The 18,276-nt window shown below is 69.3% G+C and carries 21 protein-coding genes; 14 read left to right on the top strand and 7 right to left on the bottom strand.

What is annotated here, in order from left to right; genetic code table 11:
• Positions 1–16: 16 nt before the first annotated feature.
• A complete protein-coding gene (gene fdhD, locus ABD331_RS29845) occupies positions 17–856 on the bottom strand; it encodes a formate dehydrogenase accessory sulfurtransferase FdhD (protein WP_344481607.1) in 840 nt (279 codons plus the stop codon).
• A gap of 55 nt (positions 857–911) precedes the next feature.
• On the opposite strand from fdhD, the gene ABD331_RS29840 reads away from it, so the two are divergent.
• From ABD331_RS29840 to ABD331_RS29800, 9 genes are all read left to right on the top strand, one after another.
• Positions 912–1,733 (top strand): biotin--[acetyl-CoA-carboxylase] ligase, encoded by an 822-nt coding sequence (locus ABD331_RS29840; RefSeq protein ID WP_344481605.1) that lies wholly within the window; start codon positions 912–914, stop codon positions 1,731–1,733.
• Between the two features lie 106 nt (positions 1,734–1,839).
• Positions 1,840–2,349, top strand: coding sequence for a PH domain-containing protein (locus ABD331_RS29835; RefSeq protein WP_148438526.1), 510 nt, complete (start codon positions 1,840–1,842; stop codon positions 2,347–2,349).
• A 15-nt stretch (positions 2,350–2,364) separates the two neighbouring features.
• Positions 2,365–3,336, top strand: coding sequence for an adenylate/guanylate cyclase domain-containing protein (locus ABD331_RS29830; protein WP_344481599.1), 972 nt, complete (start codon positions 2,365–2,367; stop codon positions 3,334–3,336).
• A gap of 15 nt (positions 3,337–3,351) precedes the next feature.
• Complete coding sequence (locus ABD331_RS29825) at positions 3,352–4,437, top strand: S-(hydroxymethyl)mycothiol dehydrogenase (protein ID WP_344481596.1); 1,086 nt, start codon at positions 3,352–3,354, stop codon at positions 4,435–4,437.
• Positions 4,438–5,058 carry an MBL fold metallo-hydrolase gene (locus tag ABD331_RS29820; protein WP_344481594.1) on the top strand — a complete coding sequence of 207 codons (621 nt, stop codon included), beginning with the start codon at positions 4,438–4,440 and terminating at the stop codon, positions 5,056–5,058.
• 80 nt (positions 5,059–5,138) lie between these two features.
• Positions 5,139–5,351, top strand: coding sequence for a (2Fe-2S)-binding protein (locus ABD331_RS29815; protein ID WP_344481591.1), 213 nt, complete (start codon positions 5,139–5,141; stop codon positions 5,349–5,351).
• Positions 5,352–5,375: 24 nt separating this feature from the next.
• Positions 5,376–5,861 (top strand): bacterioferritin, encoded by a 486-nt coding sequence (gene bfr, locus ABD331_RS29810; protein ID WP_344481588.1) that lies wholly within the window; start codon positions 5,376–5,378, stop codon positions 5,859–5,861.
• Between the two features lie 260 nt (positions 5,862–6,121).
• On the top strand, positions 6,122–6,790 hold the full coding sequence (locus tag ABD331_RS29805) for a response regulator transcription factor (RefSeq protein WP_043620820.1): 669 nt from the start codon (positions 6,122–6,124) through the stop codon (positions 6,788–6,790).
• A 2-nt stretch (positions 6,791–6,792) separates the two neighbouring features.
• Positions 6,793–8,070, top strand: a complete 1,278-nt coding sequence (locus ABD331_RS29800; protein WP_344481573.1) for an ATP-binding protein — start codon at positions 6,793–6,795, stop codon at positions 8,068–8,070.
• On the opposite strand, the gene ABD331_RS29795 is transcribed toward ABD331_RS29800, so the two are convergent.
• Positions 8,054–8,536 carry a GtrA family protein gene (locus ABD331_RS29795; protein ID WP_344481570.1) on the bottom strand — a complete coding sequence of 161 codons (483 nt, stop codon included), beginning with the start codon at positions 8,534–8,536 and terminating at the stop codon, positions 8,054–8,056. The two genes, ABD331_RS29800 and ABD331_RS29795, sit on opposite strands and share 17 nt — an antisense overlap.
• Before the next feature lie 301 nt (positions 8,537–8,837).
• Here ABD331_RS29795 and ABD331_RS29790 point away from each other — a divergent pair, with 301 nt between their 5' ends.
• From ABD331_RS29790 to ABD331_RS29780, 3 genes are all read left to right on the top strand, one after another.
• Positions 8,838–9,986, top strand: a complete 1,149-nt coding sequence (locus tag ABD331_RS29790) for a 5-(carboxyamino)imidazole ribonucleotide synthase (protein ID WP_344481568.1) — start codon at positions 8,838–8,840, stop codon at positions 9,984–9,986.
• On the top strand, positions 9,983–10,474 hold the full coding sequence (gene purE / locus ABD331_RS29785) for a 5-(carboxyamino)imidazole ribonucleotide mutase (RefSeq protein ID WP_344481566.1): 492 nt from the start codon (positions 9,983–9,985) through the stop codon (positions 10,472–10,474). Before ABD331_RS29790 ends, purE begins: the two co-directional genes overlap by 4 nt.
• 254 nt (positions 10,475–10,728) lie before the next feature.
• Positions 10,729–11,760: a GNAT family N-acetyltransferase gene (locus ABD331_RS29780; RefSeq protein ID WP_344481563.1), complete on the top strand. Its 1,032-nt coding sequence runs from the start codon at positions 10,729–10,731 to the stop codon at positions 11,758–11,760.
• Between the two features lie 33 nt (positions 11,761–11,793).
• Here ABD331_RS29780 and ABD331_RS29775 read toward each other — a convergent pair whose 3' ends face one another.
• On the bottom strand, positions 11,794–13,107 hold the full coding sequence (locus ABD331_RS29775) for a UDP-glucose dehydrogenase family protein (RefSeq protein ID WP_344481561.1): 1,314 nt from the start codon (positions 13,105–13,107) through the stop codon (positions 11,794–11,796).
• A 125-nt stretch (positions 13,108–13,232) separates the two neighbouring features.
• Here ABD331_RS29775 and ABD331_RS29770 point away from each other — a divergent pair, with 125 nt between their 5' ends.
• Positions 13,233–14,396, top strand: coding sequence for an acyl-CoA dehydrogenase family protein (locus ABD331_RS29770; protein ID WP_344481559.1), 1,164 nt, complete (start codon positions 13,233–13,235; stop codon positions 14,394–14,396).
• Positions 14,397–14,629: 233 nt separating this feature from the next.
• Here the strand turns inward: ABD331_RS29770 and ABD331_RS29765 are convergent, their stop codons facing one another.
• Both ABD331_RS29765 and ABD331_RS29760 read right to left on the bottom strand, forming a co-directional pair.
• On the bottom strand, positions 14,630–15,826 hold the full coding sequence (locus tag ABD331_RS29765; protein WP_344481556.1) for a helix-turn-helix domain-containing protein: 1,197 nt from the start codon (positions 15,824–15,826) through the stop codon (positions 14,630–14,632).
• Between the two features lie 2 nt (positions 15,827–15,828).
• The gene (locus tag ABD331_RS29760) at positions 15,829–16,137 is read right to left on the bottom strand and encodes a putative quinol monooxygenase (protein WP_344481554.1); all 309 of its coding nucleotides are present in this window, start codon (positions 16,135–16,137) and stop codon (positions 15,829–15,831) included.
• Between the two features lie 129 nt (positions 16,138–16,266).
• On the opposite strand from ABD331_RS29760, the gene ABD331_RS29755 reads away from it, so the two are divergent.
• The gene (locus tag ABD331_RS29755) at positions 16,267–16,725 is read left to right on the top strand and encodes an ATP-binding protein (RefSeq protein ID WP_344481552.1); all 459 of its coding nucleotides are present in this window, start codon (positions 16,267–16,269) and stop codon (positions 16,723–16,725) included.
• Between the two features lie 317 nt (positions 16,726–17,042).
• On the opposite strand, the gene ABD331_RS29750 is transcribed toward ABD331_RS29755, so the two are convergent.
• Positions 17,043–17,255, bottom strand: a complete 213-nt coding sequence (locus tag ABD331_RS29750) for a hypothetical protein (RefSeq protein ID WP_344481549.1) — start codon at positions 17,253–17,255, stop codon at positions 17,043–17,045.
• Between the two features lie 90 nt (positions 17,256–17,345).
• Positions 17,346–17,975 (bottom strand): hypothetical protein, encoded by a 630-nt coding sequence (locus ABD331_RS29745; RefSeq protein WP_344481547.1) that lies wholly within the window; start codon positions 17,973–17,975, stop codon positions 17,346–17,348.
• Between the last annotated feature and the right edge of the window lie 301 nt (positions 17,976–18,276).

The raw sequence follows: 18,276 nt of genomic DNA, 5'->3' as shown, positions 1-18,276 counted from the left end.
ATGCTTCATTCCACTGTTAGCCGGTGATCCTTTCCGCGCCCGCGTACACGTTGCAGCGCTCCCCGCGCAGGAAGCCCACCAGCGTCAGCCCGAACTCCCTGGCCAGCTCCACCGCCAGCGACGACGGCGCCGACACCGCGCACACCACCGGGATGCCCGCCGCCAGCGCCTTCTGCATGATCTCGTAGCTGGCCCGTCCGCTCACCATGAGCACGTGCTCCGACAGCGGCAGCCGCCCCGCCATGGACGACCAGCCGACGAGCTTGTCCACCGCGTTGTGACGGCCCACGTCCTCCCGGACCGCCGCCAGGGCGCCGTCGGAGGAGAACAGCCCCGCGGCGTGCAGGCCGCCCGTCTTGCCGAACACGCCCTGGGCCGCGCGCAACGCGTCCGGCAGCCCGTACAGCAGGTCGGGGGTGAGCTTGAGCGAGCCGGACGGGACGGGCGCGCACCGGTCGCGCAGCGCGTCGAGGCTCGCCGAGCCGCAGACGCCGCAGGCGCTGGAGGTCAGGAAGTGCCGGTCGAGGGCGGGCAGCTCGGGCACCGGGACGCGCAGGCGCACCGTGACCGTGTTGTAGCGGGCCTCGGGCGGCAGGTCCTCGTCGGTGCAGTACGCGATCGAGGCGATGTCGCCGTGCCGCGCCAGCCCCTCGCCGTGCAGGAACCCGGCGGCCAGCTCGAAGTCGTGGCCCGGCGTGCGCATGGTGATGGCCACGGTCCTGCGCGTGCCGTCGGGCGCGGTGAGGCGGATCTCCAGCGGCTCCTCCGTGGCCAGGTCGTCGCGCCGCTGCCGGACGGACGGGCCGGACAGCTCCGTGACTCTGATCCGGGTGGTCGGCCCGGGGCGCTCGCTCACCCCACCATCTTGCCTCCTCCCCTCCATGGAGCCTGCCATCAGGGAAGATGGGGGGATGGCCGACTCACGCTACTCCGACCTCGACCGCCCTCCGCTGTCCGAGGCGGCGCTCAACCGGGCACTGGTCCGCCCCGGCTCGCTGTGGACGGCTGTCACCGTCGTCGACAGCACCGGCTCCACCAACGCCGACCTGGCCCAGGCCGCCAGGGACGGCGCGCCGGAGGGCACGGTGCTGATCGCGGAGGCGCAGCAGGCGGGCCGCGGGCGGCTGGGCCGCACCTGGTCGGCGCCGCCCCGATCGGGGCTCACGTTCTCGATCCTGCTGCGGCCCGAGGCGCCGCCGCTCGCGCAGGGCTGGCTGTCGCTGCTGTACGGCGTCGCTGCCGCCTCCGCCGTGCGCCGGCTGGCGGAGGTCGAGGTGGGCCTCAAGTGGCCCAACGACCTGCTGATCGGCGAGCGCAAGCTGGCCGGCGTGCTGGCCGAGCGGGTGGACGACGCCGTCGTCATCGGCATGGGCCTGAACGTGACGCTGCGTCCCGACGAGCTGCCCACCGAGACGGCCACGTCGCTGAGCATCGCGGAGGGCGCCTGCCTCGACCGCGACCCGCTGCTGCGCGCTGTGCTCAGGGAGGTCGAGATCCACTACCGCGAGTGGGGCGAGGCCAAGGGCGACGCCGACGCCTCCGGCCTGCGCGCGGCGTACCTGGCGGTCAGCGCCACGGTGGGCCGCCGGGTCAGGGTGGAGCTGCCGGGCGGGCAGGCGCTGACCGGGCTCGCGACCGGGGTCGACGGCTCGGGCCATCTGCAGGTGGAGTCCGGCGGCGAGCGGTACACGCTCAGCGCGGGCGATGTCGTGCACGTGCGCGCGGAGGACTGAGTGCACGTACGAGCGGAGGACTGAGTGCACGTACGAGCGGAGGACTGAGCTGCCCGATCCGTCATGGGCATGGCCCCGGCCTCCCGATGGTGGCACGATGCTGCCCATGACCCTTCCCGACCATCATCTGACGCAGGGTGAGCGGCGCGTGCGATCCTTCCATCCCCATTGGAAGCGGCTCGTCGTCCCCTTCATCGCGTTGGTCCTCATCGCCGCGGCCACGGGCGCGGCGCTGTACTTCATCCCGGACTTCGAGTACGTGTCCTACGCCAGGATCGCGGTCGTCGTCATCGGGCTCATCCTGCTGACGATCTGGTCGTTCGTGCCGTACCTGCAGTGGAAGAACACCGGCTACGTGCTCACCACCCACCGCTTCACGATCAGCACGGGCGTGCTCAACAAGTCGACCGACGAGATCCCGATCACCAAGGTCAACACGGTGAGCTCCGACCAGACCTTCCCCGAGCGGCTGCTCGGCTGCGGCACGCTCACGGTCGAGTCGGCCGGTGACCGTGGGGAGATCGTGCTGAAGGACATCCCGCGCATCCAGGACGTGCGCACCGACCTGTTCAGGCTCGTCGAGGACGCCTCCGACGGCGAGGTGGACGGGCGGTGAAGTAGCCTCGCTCGGGTGAGCGAAGCCCGTCCCGGCCGCCCGAGCGCCGAGGAGATCGAGCGACTGCTGGTCGGCCTGCCGCCCCGGTACACGCGGGTGGAGGTCGCCGCCAGGAGCGGGGTGCCCAGGGAGCTGGCCGAGCGCATCTGGCGCGCGCTCGGCTTCGCGCAGCGGGCCGACGACGCCGTGGCGTTCACCGAGGCGGACGTGGACGCGCTGCGCCGGGTGCGCAGCATGCTGGACGGCGGCCTGCTCGACGAGCAGACGGTGATCCGCATGGCCCGCGCGCTCGGCCAGACCACGGCCAGGCTGGCGCAGTGGCAGGCCGAGATCATGATCGGCACGATGCTGCCGCCCGACTTCTCCGAGGACGACGTGGCGGCGGTGCTCGACGCCGCCCAGGGGCTGATGCCCGACTTCGAGCACGTGCTCATCCACGTCTGGCGGGCCCAGCTCGCCGCCGCGGGCACCCGCCTGCTGGCGATCGCCGACGGCAACGACGAGCTGGTGCCGACCAGGGTGACGATGGCGGTGGGGTTCGCGGACCTGGTGTCGTTCACCAGGCGCAGCCGCGAGCTGGACGAGAAGGAGCTGGCCGGGCTGGTGGAGGGGTTCGAGTCGCGGGCCTCCGACGTGGTGGCCACGCACGGCGCCCGGCTGGTCAAGACGCTGGGCGACGAGGTGCTGTTCACCGCGCAGGGCCCTGAGCAGGCCGCGGCGATCGCCCTCGACCTGGTGGAGACGGAGGAGCTGCGCATCGGGATGGCGTACGGGCCGGTGGTGCCGATGATGGGCGACGTCTTCGGCACGACGGTCAACCTCGCCGCCCGGCTCACCGCGATCGCCAGGCCCGGCACGATCCTGGTGGACGAGGCGCTGGCGGGCGGGCTCGACGGTGAGCCGTACGAGGCGCACCGGATCAGGCGCCGTCCGGCGAGAGGCCTCGGCGTGGTGCAGCCCTATGTCTTGCGGAGATCATCCTCCTGACACAAGATGACTGGCATGCCGTACGAAGTGCAGGGCGTGGTAGCCCAGGGCAAGGGTCAGGAAGTTTCCCTCGAGACGGTGCTCGTGCCGGACCCGGGACCGGGCGAGGCGGTGGTGAACGTGCAGGCCTGCGGCGTGTGCCACACCGACCTGCACTACCGGGAGGGCGGGATCAGCGACGACTACCCGTTCCTGCTGGGCCACGAGGCGGCGGGCACGGTGGAGGCGGTCGGCGAGGGCGTCACCGAGGTGCGGCCGGGCGACTTCGTCATCCTCAACTGGCGTGCGGTGTGCGGCCAGTGCCGCGCCTGCCTGCGCGGCCGTCCCTGGTACTGCTTCGCCACCCACAACGCCAAGCAGAAGATGACGCTCAAGGACGGCACCGAGCTGTCGCCCGCGCTCGGCATCGGCGCGTTCCTGGAGAAGACGCTGGTGGCCGCCGGGCAGTGCACGAAGGTGTCGGCCGACGCTCCCGCCCAGGTCGCGGGCCTGCTCGGCTGCGGCGTGATGGCGGGCATCGGCGCGGCGGTCAACACCGGCGGGGTCACCCGCGGCGACAGCGTGGCGGTGATCGGCTGCGGCGGCGTCGGCGACGCGGCGGTCCTGGGCGCCTCGCTGGCGGGCGCCGTGAAGGTCATCGCGGTGGACGTGGACGACCGCAAGCTGGAGTGGGCGCGCGGGTTCGGCGCCACGCACACGATCAACTCCCGTTCCGCGGATCCGGTGGAGGCGATCCGCGACCTGACCGGCGGCAACGGCGCCGACGTGGTGATCGAGGCGGTCGGCCGGCCGGAGACGTACGAGCAGGCCTTCTACGCCCGCGACCTGGCCGGCACGGTCGTGCTGGTCGGCGTGCCCACCCCCGACATGCGCATCGACCTGCCGCTGCTGGACGTGTTCGGCCGCGGCGGCGCGCTGAAGTCCTCCTGGTACGGCGACTGCCTGCCGAGCCGCGACTTCCCCATGCTGATCGACCTGTTCCTGCAGAACCGGCTGCCGCTCGACAAGTTCGTGTCGGAGACGATCGGGCTGGACCAGGTCGAGGAGGCGTTCGGGAAGATGCACCGGGGCGAGGTGCTGCGTTCGGTGGTGGTCCTCTAAATGATCGACCGGGTCATCACGTCCGGGACGTTCTCGCTGGACGGCGGGACGTGGGACGTCGACAACAACGTCTGGCTGGTCGGCGACGCGCGCGAGGTCGTGGTGATCGACGCCGCGCACGACGCGGCGCCGATCGCGGAGCGGATCGGCGGGCGCGCGGTCAAGGCCGTCGTCTGCACGCACGCGCACAACGACCACATCAACGCCGCCCGCGACCTGGCCGCGCTGACGGGGGCGCCGATCCGGCTGCACCCCGACGACCAGGTGCTGTGGGAGCAGGTGTACGGGCCGGAGGTGGCGTACGAGCCGCTGGCCGACGGGCAGAAGCTGGTGGTGGGCGGCGTGGCCCTGCAGATCCTGCACACGCCGGGCCACTCGCCGGGCGCCGTCTGCGTGTACGCGCCCGAGCTGGGCGCGCTGTTCAGCGGCGACACCCTGTTCAAGGGCGGCCCTGGCGCGACCGGGCGGTCCTACAGCTCGTTCGAGACGATCATCGAGTCGATCAGGGAGCGGCTGCTGACGCTTCCGCCGGAGACGGTCGTGCACACCGGGCACGGCGACTCGACCGCGATCGGAGCGGAGGCTCCGCACCTGGAGGAGTGGATCTCCCGAGGTCACTGACAGCAGGGGACAGGCTTTTGTGACCCACCCAACGTAGGCAAGCCTAACCAAAGTGGGTTATCTTAGGTGTGCCTAACCTTATGGCGCCCACCCCCTCGCGGAAGGCCTGTCCCTGGATGTACGTATGCATTTGTCGTGCTGTGACCGAGAATGAGGTCCACGACTGCATCGCCGCCGGGGCGACGAGCGCCAAGCAGATCCGCGACACCACCGGTGCTGGTGGGGACTGTGCCCGTTGCGTTCGGAAGATCTGTGCGATCCTGAAACGGTCTGAAGAACTGACGACCGCATAGCCGGATAGCGATGAGGGGCCCGCCATGCAGGGCGACAAACAGATCATCGAATTGCTCAACGAACAACTGACCGCGGAGCTGACCGCGATCAACCAGTACTTCCTGCACGCCAAGATGCAGGAGAACTGGGGGTACACCAAGCTCGCCGAGCACACCCGCTACGAGTCGATCGACGAGATGCGCCACGCGGAGCGCCTCACCGATCGCATCCTCTTCTTGGAGGGCCTGCCCAACTATCAGCGTTTGGGCACCCTGCACATCGGCCAGACCGTCGAGGAGCAGCTCAAGGCCGACCTCGAAGTGGAGATGTCGGTGGTGCAGCGGCTGCGGCCGGCCATCCAGCTCATGCGTGAGAAGGGTGACATCACCTCGGCGAACATCTTCGAGGACATTCTGAAGGACGAGGAAGAGCACATCGACTACCTGGAGACGGAGCTGGGGCTGATCAACAGCCTGGGGATCCAGCTCTACCTGGCCCGGTACGCCGAGCCGGCGTCGCACGACGACTGATCCGGGCGGGAACGCAGGGGATGAGGTGGGCCAGGGGCTCACCTTTCTCCATTTCCGGACGCCTTTACTTCGGGGAGGCGCGGCGGGGGTAACGCGCCGCCGCATGATCGTCCGATGAATTCCCGGCCGAAAACGGCGGTGCTTTAATCACGACCTACCGTATTTTAGCCGTGTTTGCCCAGGTCAATGGATAGGTCAACGACGAGTCAAACCGCGCGCTGTGCCCGGGAAACGATCGCCTAAGGTCCTACGATCGCTTCATGACCTGCGTACTTCTCGCCGAGGATGACACCTCGATCTCAGAGCCACTCGCGCGTGCGTTGCGCCGCGAGGGCTATCAGGTCGAGGTGAGCCCCGACGGCCCGCAGGCCCTGGAGAGGGCACTGTCGGGCGGCATCGATCTGATCGTTCTTGACCTTGGGCTGCCGGAGATGGACGGCCTTGAGGTCGCCCGCCGGATAAGGGCTGAGGGCCACGGCACTCCTGTGCTGATACTCACCGCCCGCGTCGACGAGGTCGACACAGTCGTCGGCCTCGACGCCGGCGCGGACGACTACGTGACCAAACCGTTCCGGCTGGCAGAGCTGCTGGCCCGGGTGCGGGCGCTGCTGCGCCGCGGCACCTCCGAGACACCGGTCGTCCAGGGTGTGCGCATCGACGCGGACTCGCGGCGCGCCTGGATGGGAGAGAAGGAGCTGCATCTGACCACCAAGGAGTTCGACCTGCTGCGCGTCCTGGTCCGCGACGCGGGCAAGGTCGTCACCCGAGAGCAGATCATGCGCGAGGTGTGGGACACCAACTGGTGGGGTTCCACCAAGACCCTCGACATGCACATCTCCTGGCTGCGCCGCAAGCTCGGCGACGACGCGGCCAAGCCGCGCTACATCACGACCGTCCGGGGAGTCGGCTTCCGGTTCGAGCGCGAGTAGGGATGCGCCGCCGACTGCTCTCCTCCACCCTGGTCGTCGCGGTCATCGCGGTCCTGCTGCTGGGGGTCCCCCTGGGCGTCGTCGTCAGCCGTCTGATCGTCGATGAGGCGGCTCAGGAGCTCGGGGCGGAAGCCAAGCGTCTCGTGGGAGAGGTGGAGTACGCCCGCGTCCAGGAGACGCCGCTCGACCCCCAGCAACTGGAGCAGAAGTACCCGGGCAGGTTCATCCAGATCTGGGAGCGCGGAACCCCCCTGAGGGTGACCGTCGTCGGCGACCCCCCGCCGTCCGGTCACCTGATGACCGAGGACGCCCAGACCAACACCGGCGTCTACGTGCGGATCAGCCGCGACCGCGATCAGGTCGAGCAGGACGTACGGGCCCGCCTGCTGCTCATCGTGGCCCTGGCCGGCGCCGCCCTGGCGGTGGCCGTGAGCCTGGCCGTCGTGCAGTCACGCCGCCTGACGCTGCCCCTGCAGGATCTGGCGAAGATCGCCGAACGGCTGGGCTCGGGCGACGCGCGGCCGAGCAAGCACCGCTACGGCATCCCCGAGCTGGACCGCGTGGCACAGGTGCTCGACCGCAGCGCCACCCGCATCTCCGACCTGCTCACGCGCGAACGCGAGTTCGCCACCGACGCCTCGCACCAGCTCCGCACCCCGCTGACCGGGCTCACCATGCGCCTGGAGGAGATCGTGGCCTCCGCGGCCGAGCCCGAGGTGGTGCGCGAGGAGGGGGAGGCGGCGATCGTCCAGGCCGAGCGGCTCACCGCCGTGATCGACGAGCTGCTGGCCGCCGCCCGCCGCCAGCGGCACGCCCAGGCCGAGCCGGTCGCGATCGACGAGGTGCTCGTCCAGCAGATCACCGAGTGGGAGCCGGTCTTCCGGGACGCGGGCCGCACGCTGCAGCTCGAAGGCACGCGCGGGCTGAAGGCGATGGCCACCACGGGCGGGTTCGGCCAGGTGGTCGCCTCGCTGCTGGAGAACTCGCTGCGGCACGGCGGCGGCGCCGTCACCGTGTCCACCACGTGCGGCGACAACTACGTGGTGGTCGAGGTCGCGGACGAGGGCCCCGGCATCGCCGACGAGATCGCCCCCAAGATCTTCGACAGGAACGTCAGCGGCGGCGGAGGCACCGGGCTCGGGCTGACGCTGGCCCGCGCGCTGGCCGCCGCCGACGGCGGCCGGTTGGAGCTGGTACGGCGCCGCCCGGCGACGTTCGCCATCTTCCTGCGCCCGGCGGAGGACGAGGGCAGGAACCGGGTGGTCAGCGGTCCTGCTTGACGCCGCCCTCGGGCAGCTCGACCGGGATCGGGTCGGTGGCCTCCAGGAACACCCACTTCTTGTACGACCAGTACCTGAACAGCGTGCCGAGCCCCACGCCCACGATGTTGGCGATGTTGAAGCTGAGCGCGTCGTGCAGGTTGAGCGTGTAGGTGGCGAAGCCGATCGTCAGCATGCCGAACAGTAGGGCGATGCCGTTGAGCAGGAAGAACAGGAAGTATTCCCGGCGCAGGCCGCTCTGCTCGCGGTGCCGGAACGTCCAGAACCTGTTACCCGCGTACGCGAACGTGGTGGAGATCGTCGTCGCGATGACCTTCGAGGTCAGGGGGCCGAAGCCGAAGACCACGTTGAAGAGGTTGAGCAGGCCCGTGTCGAGGAGGAAGGCGACGGCGCCGATGCTGCCGAACTTGGCCAGCTCGTGCACGAGGGACGAGAACCGCTGGTAGAGGCGCCTGGCGAAATCCACGTCTCTGCTCGGTCCCTTCCCTAGTCGAGCTTGCGCCCCCAGCGTACCGGCCATGTTGGAGCACGGGTGTCAGAGGGATGAACAAAGCCCAGAAAATAGGCTTTCAGAAACTTCATCTGATATCCGACATACCCGCTTTGAAGGGTTTACGCTGCTGACCAGTTCGAGGGCACGCGAACGCTGGGCGGTCGTGCCCGCCGGGCGGCATTGCCCGCCGGGCGACCCGGAACGGCCGTCCAGCCCTCGTCACGGGGTGGGCGGCTTTCTGAACAGTCGTTCCGTCCCGGTAAGCTCACCTGGCGTGAGTTCCTACAGCCCCATCGGACCGGTCGTCGGCATCGTCGGCGCGGGCCAGCTGGCCAGGATGTCGCAGCCGCCCGCCATCGCGCTCGGCGTGGAGCTGCGGGTGCTGGCCAACAACCCCGAGGAGAGCGCCGCCCGGGTCATCGTCGACACGCGCATCGGAGACTACCGAGATCTCGGTGATCTGCGCGAGTTCGCCAAGGGCTGCGACGTCATCACCTTCGACCACGAGCACGTGCCCACCGAGCACATCCGCGCCCTGGCCGCCAACGGCTACGTCGTGCACCCCGGCGCCGACGCCCTCGTGCACGCCCAGGACAAGGCCGTCATGCGCGAGAGCCTGACCAGGATCGGCGCCCCCTGCCCCGCCTGGGCCCGGGTCCCCACCGCCGACGACGCCGCCCGCTTCGCCGCCGAGCACGGCTGGCCCGTCGTGCTGAAGGCCGTACGCGGCGGCTACGACGGCCGCGGCGTGTGGGTCTGCCGCACCCCCGAGGACGTCGCCGAGGCCTTCGCGACCGGGGTCGAACTCATGGCCGAGGCCTTCGTGCCGTTCGAACGGGAACTCGCGGTCCTCGTCGCCCGCTCGCCGCACGGGCAGGGCGTGAGCTACCCCGTCGTGGAGACCGTGCAGCAGGACGGCATCTGCGTCGAGGTCATCGCCCCGGCGTCCGGCCTCGACCAGGAACAGTCCGCGCAGGCCCAGCGCATCGCCCTGACGATCGCCAACGAGCTCGGCGTGACCGGGCTGCTGGCGGTGGAGCTGTTCCAGACCGAGACCGGGATGATCGTCAACGAGCTGGCCATGCGCCCCCACAACAGCGGCCACTGGACGATCGAGGGCTCCACCACCTCCCAGTTCGAGCAGCACCTGAGGGCCGTGCTCGACCTGCCGCTCGGCACGCCCAGGATGACCGCCCAGCACGTCGTCATGGCCAACCTGCTCGGCGGCGACGACCCCGACCTGTTCAAGCGGTACGAGCACGTGCTGGCCCACGACCCCGGCATCAAGCTGCACTTCTACGGCAAGGAGGTGCGGCCGGGGCGCAAGATCGGCCACGTGACCGCCCTCGGCTCCAACCTCGACGAGGTCCGCGCCCGCGCCCGCCACGCCGCCGTCTACCTCATGACCGGGGAGTACACATGATCGGCATTGTCATGGGCAGCGACTCCGACTGGCCGGTCATGAAGGCCGCCGCCGAAGCGGTCGCCGAGTTCGGGGTGCCCTTCGAGGCCGACGTGGTCTCCGCGCACCGCATGCCCACCGAGATGATCGACTACGGCCGCGAGGCCGCCGGCCGGGGCATCCAGGTGATCATCGCCGGCGCGGGCGGGGCCGCCCACCTGCCCGGCATGCTCGCCTCCGTCACCCCGCTGCCTGTGATCGGGGTGCCGGTGCCGCTGAAGTACCTCGACGGCATGGACTCGCTGCTGTCGATCGTGCAGATGCCCGCCGGGGTGCCGGTCGCCACCGTGGCCGTTGGTGGGGCTCGCAACGCCGGGCTGCTCGCCGTGCGGATTCTTGGCGCCTCTGATGCTGGGTTGCGGGAGAAGATGGTGCGGTTTCAGGGGGAGTTGAAGGAGCAGGCGTACGCCAAGGGCGAGCGGCTCCGCGCGGAGGCCGCCGAGCTGTAGGCGAGGGTTTTTGCGGCGGCTGCGCGCGGAATTTAGGCGCGGTTGTCCGGTGGCTTCGCGCGTCGTTCAGGTGCGATTGCCGGTGGCTTCGCGCGTCGTTTGGGTGCGATTGCCGGTGGCTTCGCGCGTCGTTTGGGTGCGATTGCCGGTGCCTTCGGTGGAGCTGGGCGCGATTGTCCGATGGCTTCGGGTGGAAGCGGCCGAGTTGCGGGCAAAGCTTTTTTCCTGGGGATCCAGGCGGCTAGGGTGCGGCCATGGACGACCCGAGCAAGGCGCACGCGGCCCGCGTGTACGCCGCCGACCCCCTCCTGTCCGGCCAGGACGAGCTGACCGCCAAGCGGGGCGAGGAGTGGCTCGAAACGGCCGACGCCATCGGCCTGGCCGCCGTGGACCGGCTGCACCCCGACACCTTGCCGGCCTGCTGGTCCCCCCTGGTCGTCCACCGGCTGCGCGCCCGCGCCGCCGGACCCGACCCTGAGGCGGCACTGGGGGCGCTGCTCGACCGGTGGCTGGCGATGCCGCGCGGCGGGCAGCCGGGGCAGGCGCTCAGCGTGCTGTGGCCGAGCCGCGACACCGCCCCGGTCCGGGCACTGGCCGTACGCGGCTTCGCACCCATCACCTCGCTGGCCGTCCGGGGGCTCGCTCCCGTCGGCGGGCTCGCACCTACCGCCGGGCGCGCTCCTGTCGCGTCACCGGCCTTCGGCGGGGTCGCTCCCGTTGTGTCACCGGCCGCCGACCGGCTCGCGCCCGACGCTTCGTCTGCCGCCCGCCACGGCCGTCCAGGTGCCGCTCCCGGCGACGGCGTGGCCATCCGTCGAGCCCGGCCGGACGACGTGGACGTGGTGACGGCGATGTACGAGCGCCTGGTGGCGTACGACGCGCAGTGGGGCTGGGTGACCGTGCGATCATCCACCAGCGAGCGGCTCAGGGAGTCGGTGGAGCGCGAGGTCCTGCCGCTGAACTGGTGCTGGGTGGCCGAGGCGGAGGGGCATCCCGTGGGGTGCGTCATCGTGGAGCCGCCGGGCCGTTCCGGATGGATCTCGCACGCCGTGAACGACGCGCCGGTGACGTACCTGGGGGTCATGTACGTGGAGCCGTCAGTACGGGGACGCGGCGTCGGCGCGGCGCTCACGGACGCCGCGCACGCCGCGGCGGCGGCGCAGGGCGCGACCACCATGCTGCTGCACCACGCACTGCCGAACCCGCTCTCGACGCCCTTCTGGGCGCGGCGCGGCTACCGCCCGCTCATGACGCAGTGGGTCCGCCACCTGCAACAGCCGTCATGAGCAGTCGTCGTGAGCAGCCGTCATGAGCAGCCGTCATGGACGGCCGAGGGCGCGGTAGTGCCATCCGGCGGAGCGCCACATCTCGGCGTTGAGCGCGTTCCTGCCGTCCACGATGCGCCGCGTAGCCACCACACCCCCCAGCTCCACCGGATCGAGCTGCAGAAACTCCTGCCACTCCGTAAGCAGCAACACCACATGCGCCCCACGAACCGCCTCGATGGCCGACGTGCCGTAGTTCAGCTCCGGATGCGCCTTACGGGCGTTGTCGAGGGCGATCGGGTCGTACACGGTGACCTGCCCGCCTTGATGCCCGATCGTGACGGCGACGTCGAGGGCGGGCGAGTCGCGGATGTCGTCGGAGTTCGGCTTGAAGGCCGCCCCCAGCACGCCCACGGTGCACCCGTGGAAGGAGCCGCCGGCCAGCTCTCTGGCCAGGTCCACCATGCGGGCGCGGCGCCGCATGTTGATCGCGTCCACCTCGCGCAGGAACGTCAGCGCCTGGTCGGCGCCCAGCTCGCCGGCCCGCGCCATGAACGCCCTGATGTCCTTGGGCAGGCAGCCGCCGCCGAACCCGAGCCCGGCGTTGAGGTACCGGCCGCCGATGCGGTCGTCGTACGACAGCGCCTCCGACAGCAGCTCCACGTCGGCGTGCGCGGCCTCGCAGACCTCGGCCATGGCGTTGATGAAGGAGATCTTGGTGGCCAGGAACGCGTTGGCGGCCGTCTTGACCAGCTCGGCCGTGGCGAAGTCGGTGACCACGATCGGCACCTCGCCCAGCGGCTCGTACACCTCGCGCAGCATCTTTTCCGCCCGCTCGCTGCGCACGCCGAGGACGATGCGGTCGGGGTGCAGGGTGTCCTGGACGGCGAAGCCCTCGCGCAGGAACTCGGGGTTCCAGGCCAGCTCGGCCTCGGCGCCGGCGGGGGCGAGCCTGGCCAGCTTGTCGGCGAGCCGCTCGGCCGTGCCGACGGGCACCGTGGACTTGCCGACGATCAGGCACTCGCGATCGAGGAGCGGGGCGAGGGATTCGATGGCGGCGTCCACGTACGTCACATCGGCGGCGTACTCGCCGCGCTTCTGCGGGGTGCCGACGCAGACGAAGTGCACGTCGCCGAAGGCGGCGACCTCCTCGTAGGAGGTGGTGAAGCGGAGCCTGCCGGAGTCGAGGCCGCGGCGGAGCACGGGCTCCATGCCGGGTTCGTGGATGGGGAGCTCGCCCGCGTTGAGCCGGTTGATCTTGTCCGCGTCGACGTCCAGGCCCAGGACCTCGAACCCGAGATCAGCCATGCAGGCCGCATGGGTGACACCCAGATATCCGGTCCCGATCACCGTGAGGCGATATGGCACGAGGGAGCTCCTTTCGATCGCGCAGGCATGCTACCGGCCCCCGCTACCTCCTACGTGCCACCTGCATCTCCCCGCAAACCGTACTGACTGGTAACAAGATGGTCGGACGTCCTAGTATCTATTCCATGAGCTTCCCTCTGTACGCGCCCGCCGAAGAGCACGACATGCTCAGGGAGACGGTCCGCGCCCTGGCCGACGAGAAGATCGCACCGCACGCCGCCGAGATCGACGAGACCGAGGAGTTCTCCTGGGACGTCTACAAGGCGCTCGTCGCGGCTGACCTGCACGCCGTACACGTGCCAGAACAGTACGGCGGAGCCGGGGCGGACGCTCTGGCCACGGTCATCGTCATCGAGGAGGTGGCCCGCGCCTGCGCGTCCTCCTCCCTCATCCCGGCCGTCAACAAGCTCGGCACGGTGCCGCTCCTGCTCTCCGCCTCCGAGGAGCTCAAGTCCCGCTACCTCGCGCCGGTCGCCAGGGGTGAGGCGATGTTCTCGTACGCGCTGTCCGAGCCCGAAGCGGGCTCCGACGCCGCCGCCATGAAGACCCGCGCGGTGGCGGACGGCGACTCGTACGTCCTCAACGGCGTCAAGATGTGGATCACCAACGCCGGCGTCTCCGAGTACTACACCCTGATGGCCGTCACCGACCCCTCGGCCGGCGCGCGCGGCATCTCCGCCTTCGTCGTCGAGAAGTCGGACGAAGGCGTCTCGTTCGGCCCCAAGGAGAAGAAACTCGGCATCAAGGGCTCGCCCACCCGCCAGGTCATCCTCGACAACGTCCGCATCCCGGCCTCCCGCATGATCGGCGCCCCCGGCACCGGCTTCAAAACAGCCCTCGCCACCCTCGACCACACCCGCATCACCATCGCCGCCCAGGCCCTCGGCATCGCCCAGGGCGCCCTCGACTACGCCATCGGCTACGTCAAGGAACGCAAGCAGTTCGGCCGCGCCGTGGCCGACTTCCAGGGCCTGCAGTTCATGATCGCCGACATGGCGATGAAGCTCGAGGCGGCGCGGCAGCTCACGTACCACGCGGCTGCGAAGTCGGAGCTTGCCATGCACGGCGAGCCGCAGAAGGACCTCACGTTCCTGTCGAGCGCGGCCAAGTGCGCGGCTTCCGACGCGGCCATGGAGATCACTACGGATGCGGTGCAGCTGCTGGGCGGCTACGGCTACACGAAGGACTTCCCGGTGGAACGCATGATGCGCGACGCCAAGATCACCCAGATCTACGAGGGCACCAACCAGATCCAGCGCATGGTCATGGCCCGCCAGCTCCTCAAGTAGTCCTAGGGGGTCCGGGGGAGACGCATGGTCTTCGCAAGGGAGGCGCTTCGCGCAGGGAAGCTCAGGCTGTGACGATTGGGGGGCACCGCCCCCCAAGCCCCCAATCCAAAAGCGAGGTCCTCCCGCTTCGGGCGCTTCGCGCCATGCGGTTCGGGCTGTGACATTGGGGGGCGCGGCCCCCCAAACCCCCAGCTCAAACCCCGCTGGCGCCGTCTCGTGGGCCAAGTAATCACCTAACACCCCACTCGATCGGCCAGCCCTCGCAGCTCAGCCGAGGCGGGATCCTGCATCGAGAGCAGGTCGGAGACGAGTTGCCGCACCACCCGGTGGTTGCGGATCTGCTCCGGAGTGATGCTCTCGGCCTCCAGCAGCCGCGCCACCGCCTCGTTCACCTGGCGACGCTGCGCATGCGCCCTGGCGAGATCCACCGCCAGCCGCGCTCGCCGTTCCGTCGACAGCGTGGAGGCGTCCACCGTGGTCCCGGCTCGCAACGCGTGCCCGGCATCGCCGACCTCCACCGCCACGGCCACTTCGTGCAGCGCCACGTTGGCCGGCCCGAACTCGGTGTTGTAGTCGTTGCGGCCCTCACCGACCCGCGCCGCCATCTCGCGGGCTCGTGAGAGGTGCTCGTAGGCGGTCTCTGCCTGGTTGAGCTGCGCGGCGGCCACTGCTCGCTGCAGGGTGAGCCCGCCCTGCAGCGACATCGCTCCCACCTCGCCGGCGTCGATCAGTGAGCCCAGTGCCTCGGCGGCGGTGCGAGCCGACTCCTCCACCTGATCGAACTGACGTGCTCCGAGGAAGACGAAGCCCAGCCGGAAGATCCCGGCCGCCATCATCAACGGGTTCCCGGCGCGCTCGGCCGCGTTGATGGCCCGGTCCGCCGCGATCCACGCCGCTTCTGGCTCGCCCAGTTTCGCCAGCGACGCTGAACACGCCTGATAGATGATGGCCAGCAGTTCGAACAACTCGGCTTGGTGCTCGGCGGGCGCGGACCGTATCGCGTTCTCCAGCGTCGGGACGAGACCCTGCAGCAGCTCCGTCAGCTCGACGTAGCGGCTCTGATGCGTCAGCTCCCAGGCGTGATCCACGCGCGGCTTGAGCTGGTCGGCCGGCGGCGCCGGCGCGGCCTGCAACATGGCCTGCAGCGAGTGTGCCCCGGACAGCACCAGCCGCAGCCCGGCCGCTCCCGGCATCTCCTCAGTGGTGGCCGCCACCACCGGCGCTTCGGCGGCCAGCTCCGACAGCGGTACGTCCAGTGTCTCGGCGACCTTCTCCAGCACGGACATGCGATCGACCTTGCGCACGCCCCGCTCCACCTGCGAGATCCAGGCGACCGACCGGTCCACCAGCCGGGCCAGCTCCGCCTGGGACAGGCCGCGGCGTTTGCGTTCCTGGGCGATGCGCCGTCCGAGTGCCCGTTGATACTCCATGCTCACGACGTCGTGCCCTTTCCGCTCTGCAGATCCAGCCAGTCGACCTCAACCGAGGCCAGCAGCTCTTCCCGGACGGCCAGGAAGCGCCTGGTGTGCTCGGTCTGCTCGTGGGCGTCGAAGGCGTCGCGGTCCCGGTACAGCTCGTAGAAGATCCGCTGGAGCGGCTGACCGTCCACTCGGTGTGAGGCGTACACGATCGTTCCCGGCTCGTGCCGGCGGATGGCCTCGATTGTCTCACCGACGAGGGTGTCGAACGCCGTAGCGCTGTCCTCGTCCTTGCAGGTGAATCGCACCATTAGTCCGAACATGCGCGCCTCCTGGGTCACCGTGATGGGCTGGGGGTGTCTTCGCTTGACCAGTACTTATTGTGCGGCACAAGTACGTCAAGTCGCTTGTACTCAGAGTATAGCGCTAGTACTTTAAGTACCGATAGCGGATTGCAGGGCGTTGACCTGCATGAACGCAAGGGAACGGCGATGTGCCCCATGCTGAACAGTCGCCTGGATATTCACCGGTGGTGTCGCAACTTTCCTGGCACCAAGGCCCAGATCAGCGAAGCGCGCCGATTCGTCGCCAGTTACCTCGGCGACCGCCCCGAGACCTACACCGCCGAAGTCGTCATCTCCGAACTCGCCACCAACGCCATCCGCCACACCCACAGCGGCCAGGCCGCTGGCCGATTCGGCGTCACCCTCCATGCAGGCACCACCCTGCTCATCCTCGCCGTCCACGACGAAGGCGGCCCCTCCACTCCGCGCCTATGCCAAGCCGAGAACACAGACCAAAGCGGACGAGGGCTGCACCTGGTGGAGAGCCTGACGACTCGGTGGGGCGTCCACGGCGACGAGAGCGGGCGCACCGTATGGGCGCTCATTCCGCTCGGCCGGACCGCATGAGCGACTGCCTGTCCCCGCACCTTCCCGAGCCACAGCCGAACCACACGCGGCTGACATGGTTCAAAGACTGCAAGGATTCACGACGGCGAACGCTCGCCTGGACCTGCCACTGCGACGTGATCGTCCACGAACTATGCGCCGTGGGAGGACAGTCCTTCTTGCGCCGCACAGACCGTGCCGCCGACGAGGTTCACGAGACCCATCGCATGCGCATCCGCGAAGGAAACATCCTCTGGCAGGCATTACTACAGGGCCACGTACGGTAGGCCCACCATCTCGCCTGGCGAGATCAGCAGCAGGTGCAGTTTTGTCAACGGCTAGACCGGAAAGCAACTTCTCTCCACGTCAACCTCGGATTGTGTCTTACCGACAGACTCGCGCAGGTCCTCGGGGCGGTGGTCGGCGACGTAGGCATCCAGTTGCGCATCGGCGGCGGCCTGCCGCTGTGGGTTGGCCAGTTCGGGGTACAACCGGTGTGCTTCGGCCTTGACCTCACGCCAGTTGCGTCCTGAGCACATTTCGTCCTCCAACTTCGCGGTGTGGGCTGGCTCGTCCGGATCGACGACGAAGACGATCCGCGAGCCGGGGCGAAAGCTCCCTGGAGTGCTCCTGTCACATCTTCAACGATGTTCGAGGGGTGGAGCGCTCAAATAGGCGATCGGGCCACCGGCCGTGGACGTAAGCCGTTGGCCGAGAAGGAGTTCGGCGATCCGCAGGTCGTCGGACGTGCCAGTGGTGATCATGTTGGTGGGCGCCTCGAGGTCGCTGATATAGCCGGCCAGCCTCGCGTCGAATCGATGACGGGTCACGCCAGTGTCGGTCACTTTGGTGTCCCAGTCGCTCAGTCCCGTCAGTACGGCGACGACGAATCCGCCAAGCGTGATCGGGAGAATGCCGGACTGGGCTATCTTCTCCGGTTTGCCCACCCACCATCCGCGCAGCGCCTCCAACAGGTCCGCAGGCGGCAGGTCAGCGTGAAAGCCGATATACGGGCGATCTTCGTTCGAGACTCGCTTCGCCACATCGACGCGTAACACGGCCATCGTGGAGGCGCCGGTTGCCGTCGGGAGCAGGTGACGTAGGTCTGCGGCGGAGCGGGCGTGGATCCGTTGCGCCACGTCCGTAGGGATGATCAGCTTGCCGCCGTGTTGACTGGCCGCCGGAAGCAGATTCGCGGCCGCGATCCTCTGGAGGGCGTCCAAGGAGAGGCCGAAGCGGACGGCGGCTTGCCGCAAAGTGATCAGAGTCATGGGCTCGCGGGGGCGTCTTTCGGCTCGCTGCGTTCAGGGTTTCGAAGTTGATCAGGTGGACCTGCGAGTTGTCCAGAGGGATTGTGCAGGTCCGGGCAGCATGGTTCTAGCCAGGGAGACGCTTCCCTCCCTGTCAAAATGGACAGAGGTAGCAAACAGGCATGAAACTCTGTGCTGAGGGTGGGGAAGGAGACATCCCTTCGTGGGAGCAAGCAAGCCGGATCCGGAGGTCCCTGATCCTCAGGTGCGGGAACGGGGACGTCCGCGTTCCTACTCCGCCGCCTACAAGGCCCGGATCCTG

Source organism: Nonomuraea monospora (genome assembly GCF_039531895.1).
In the GTDB taxonomy this organism is placed as follows: domain Bacteria; phylum Actinomycetota; class Actinomycetes; order Streptosporangiales; family Streptosporangiaceae; genus Nonomuraea; species Nonomuraea monospora.
The sequence above is the reverse complement of the archived record's forward strand: the minus strand, read 5'-3'. Positions and strand labels throughout refer to the sequence as shown.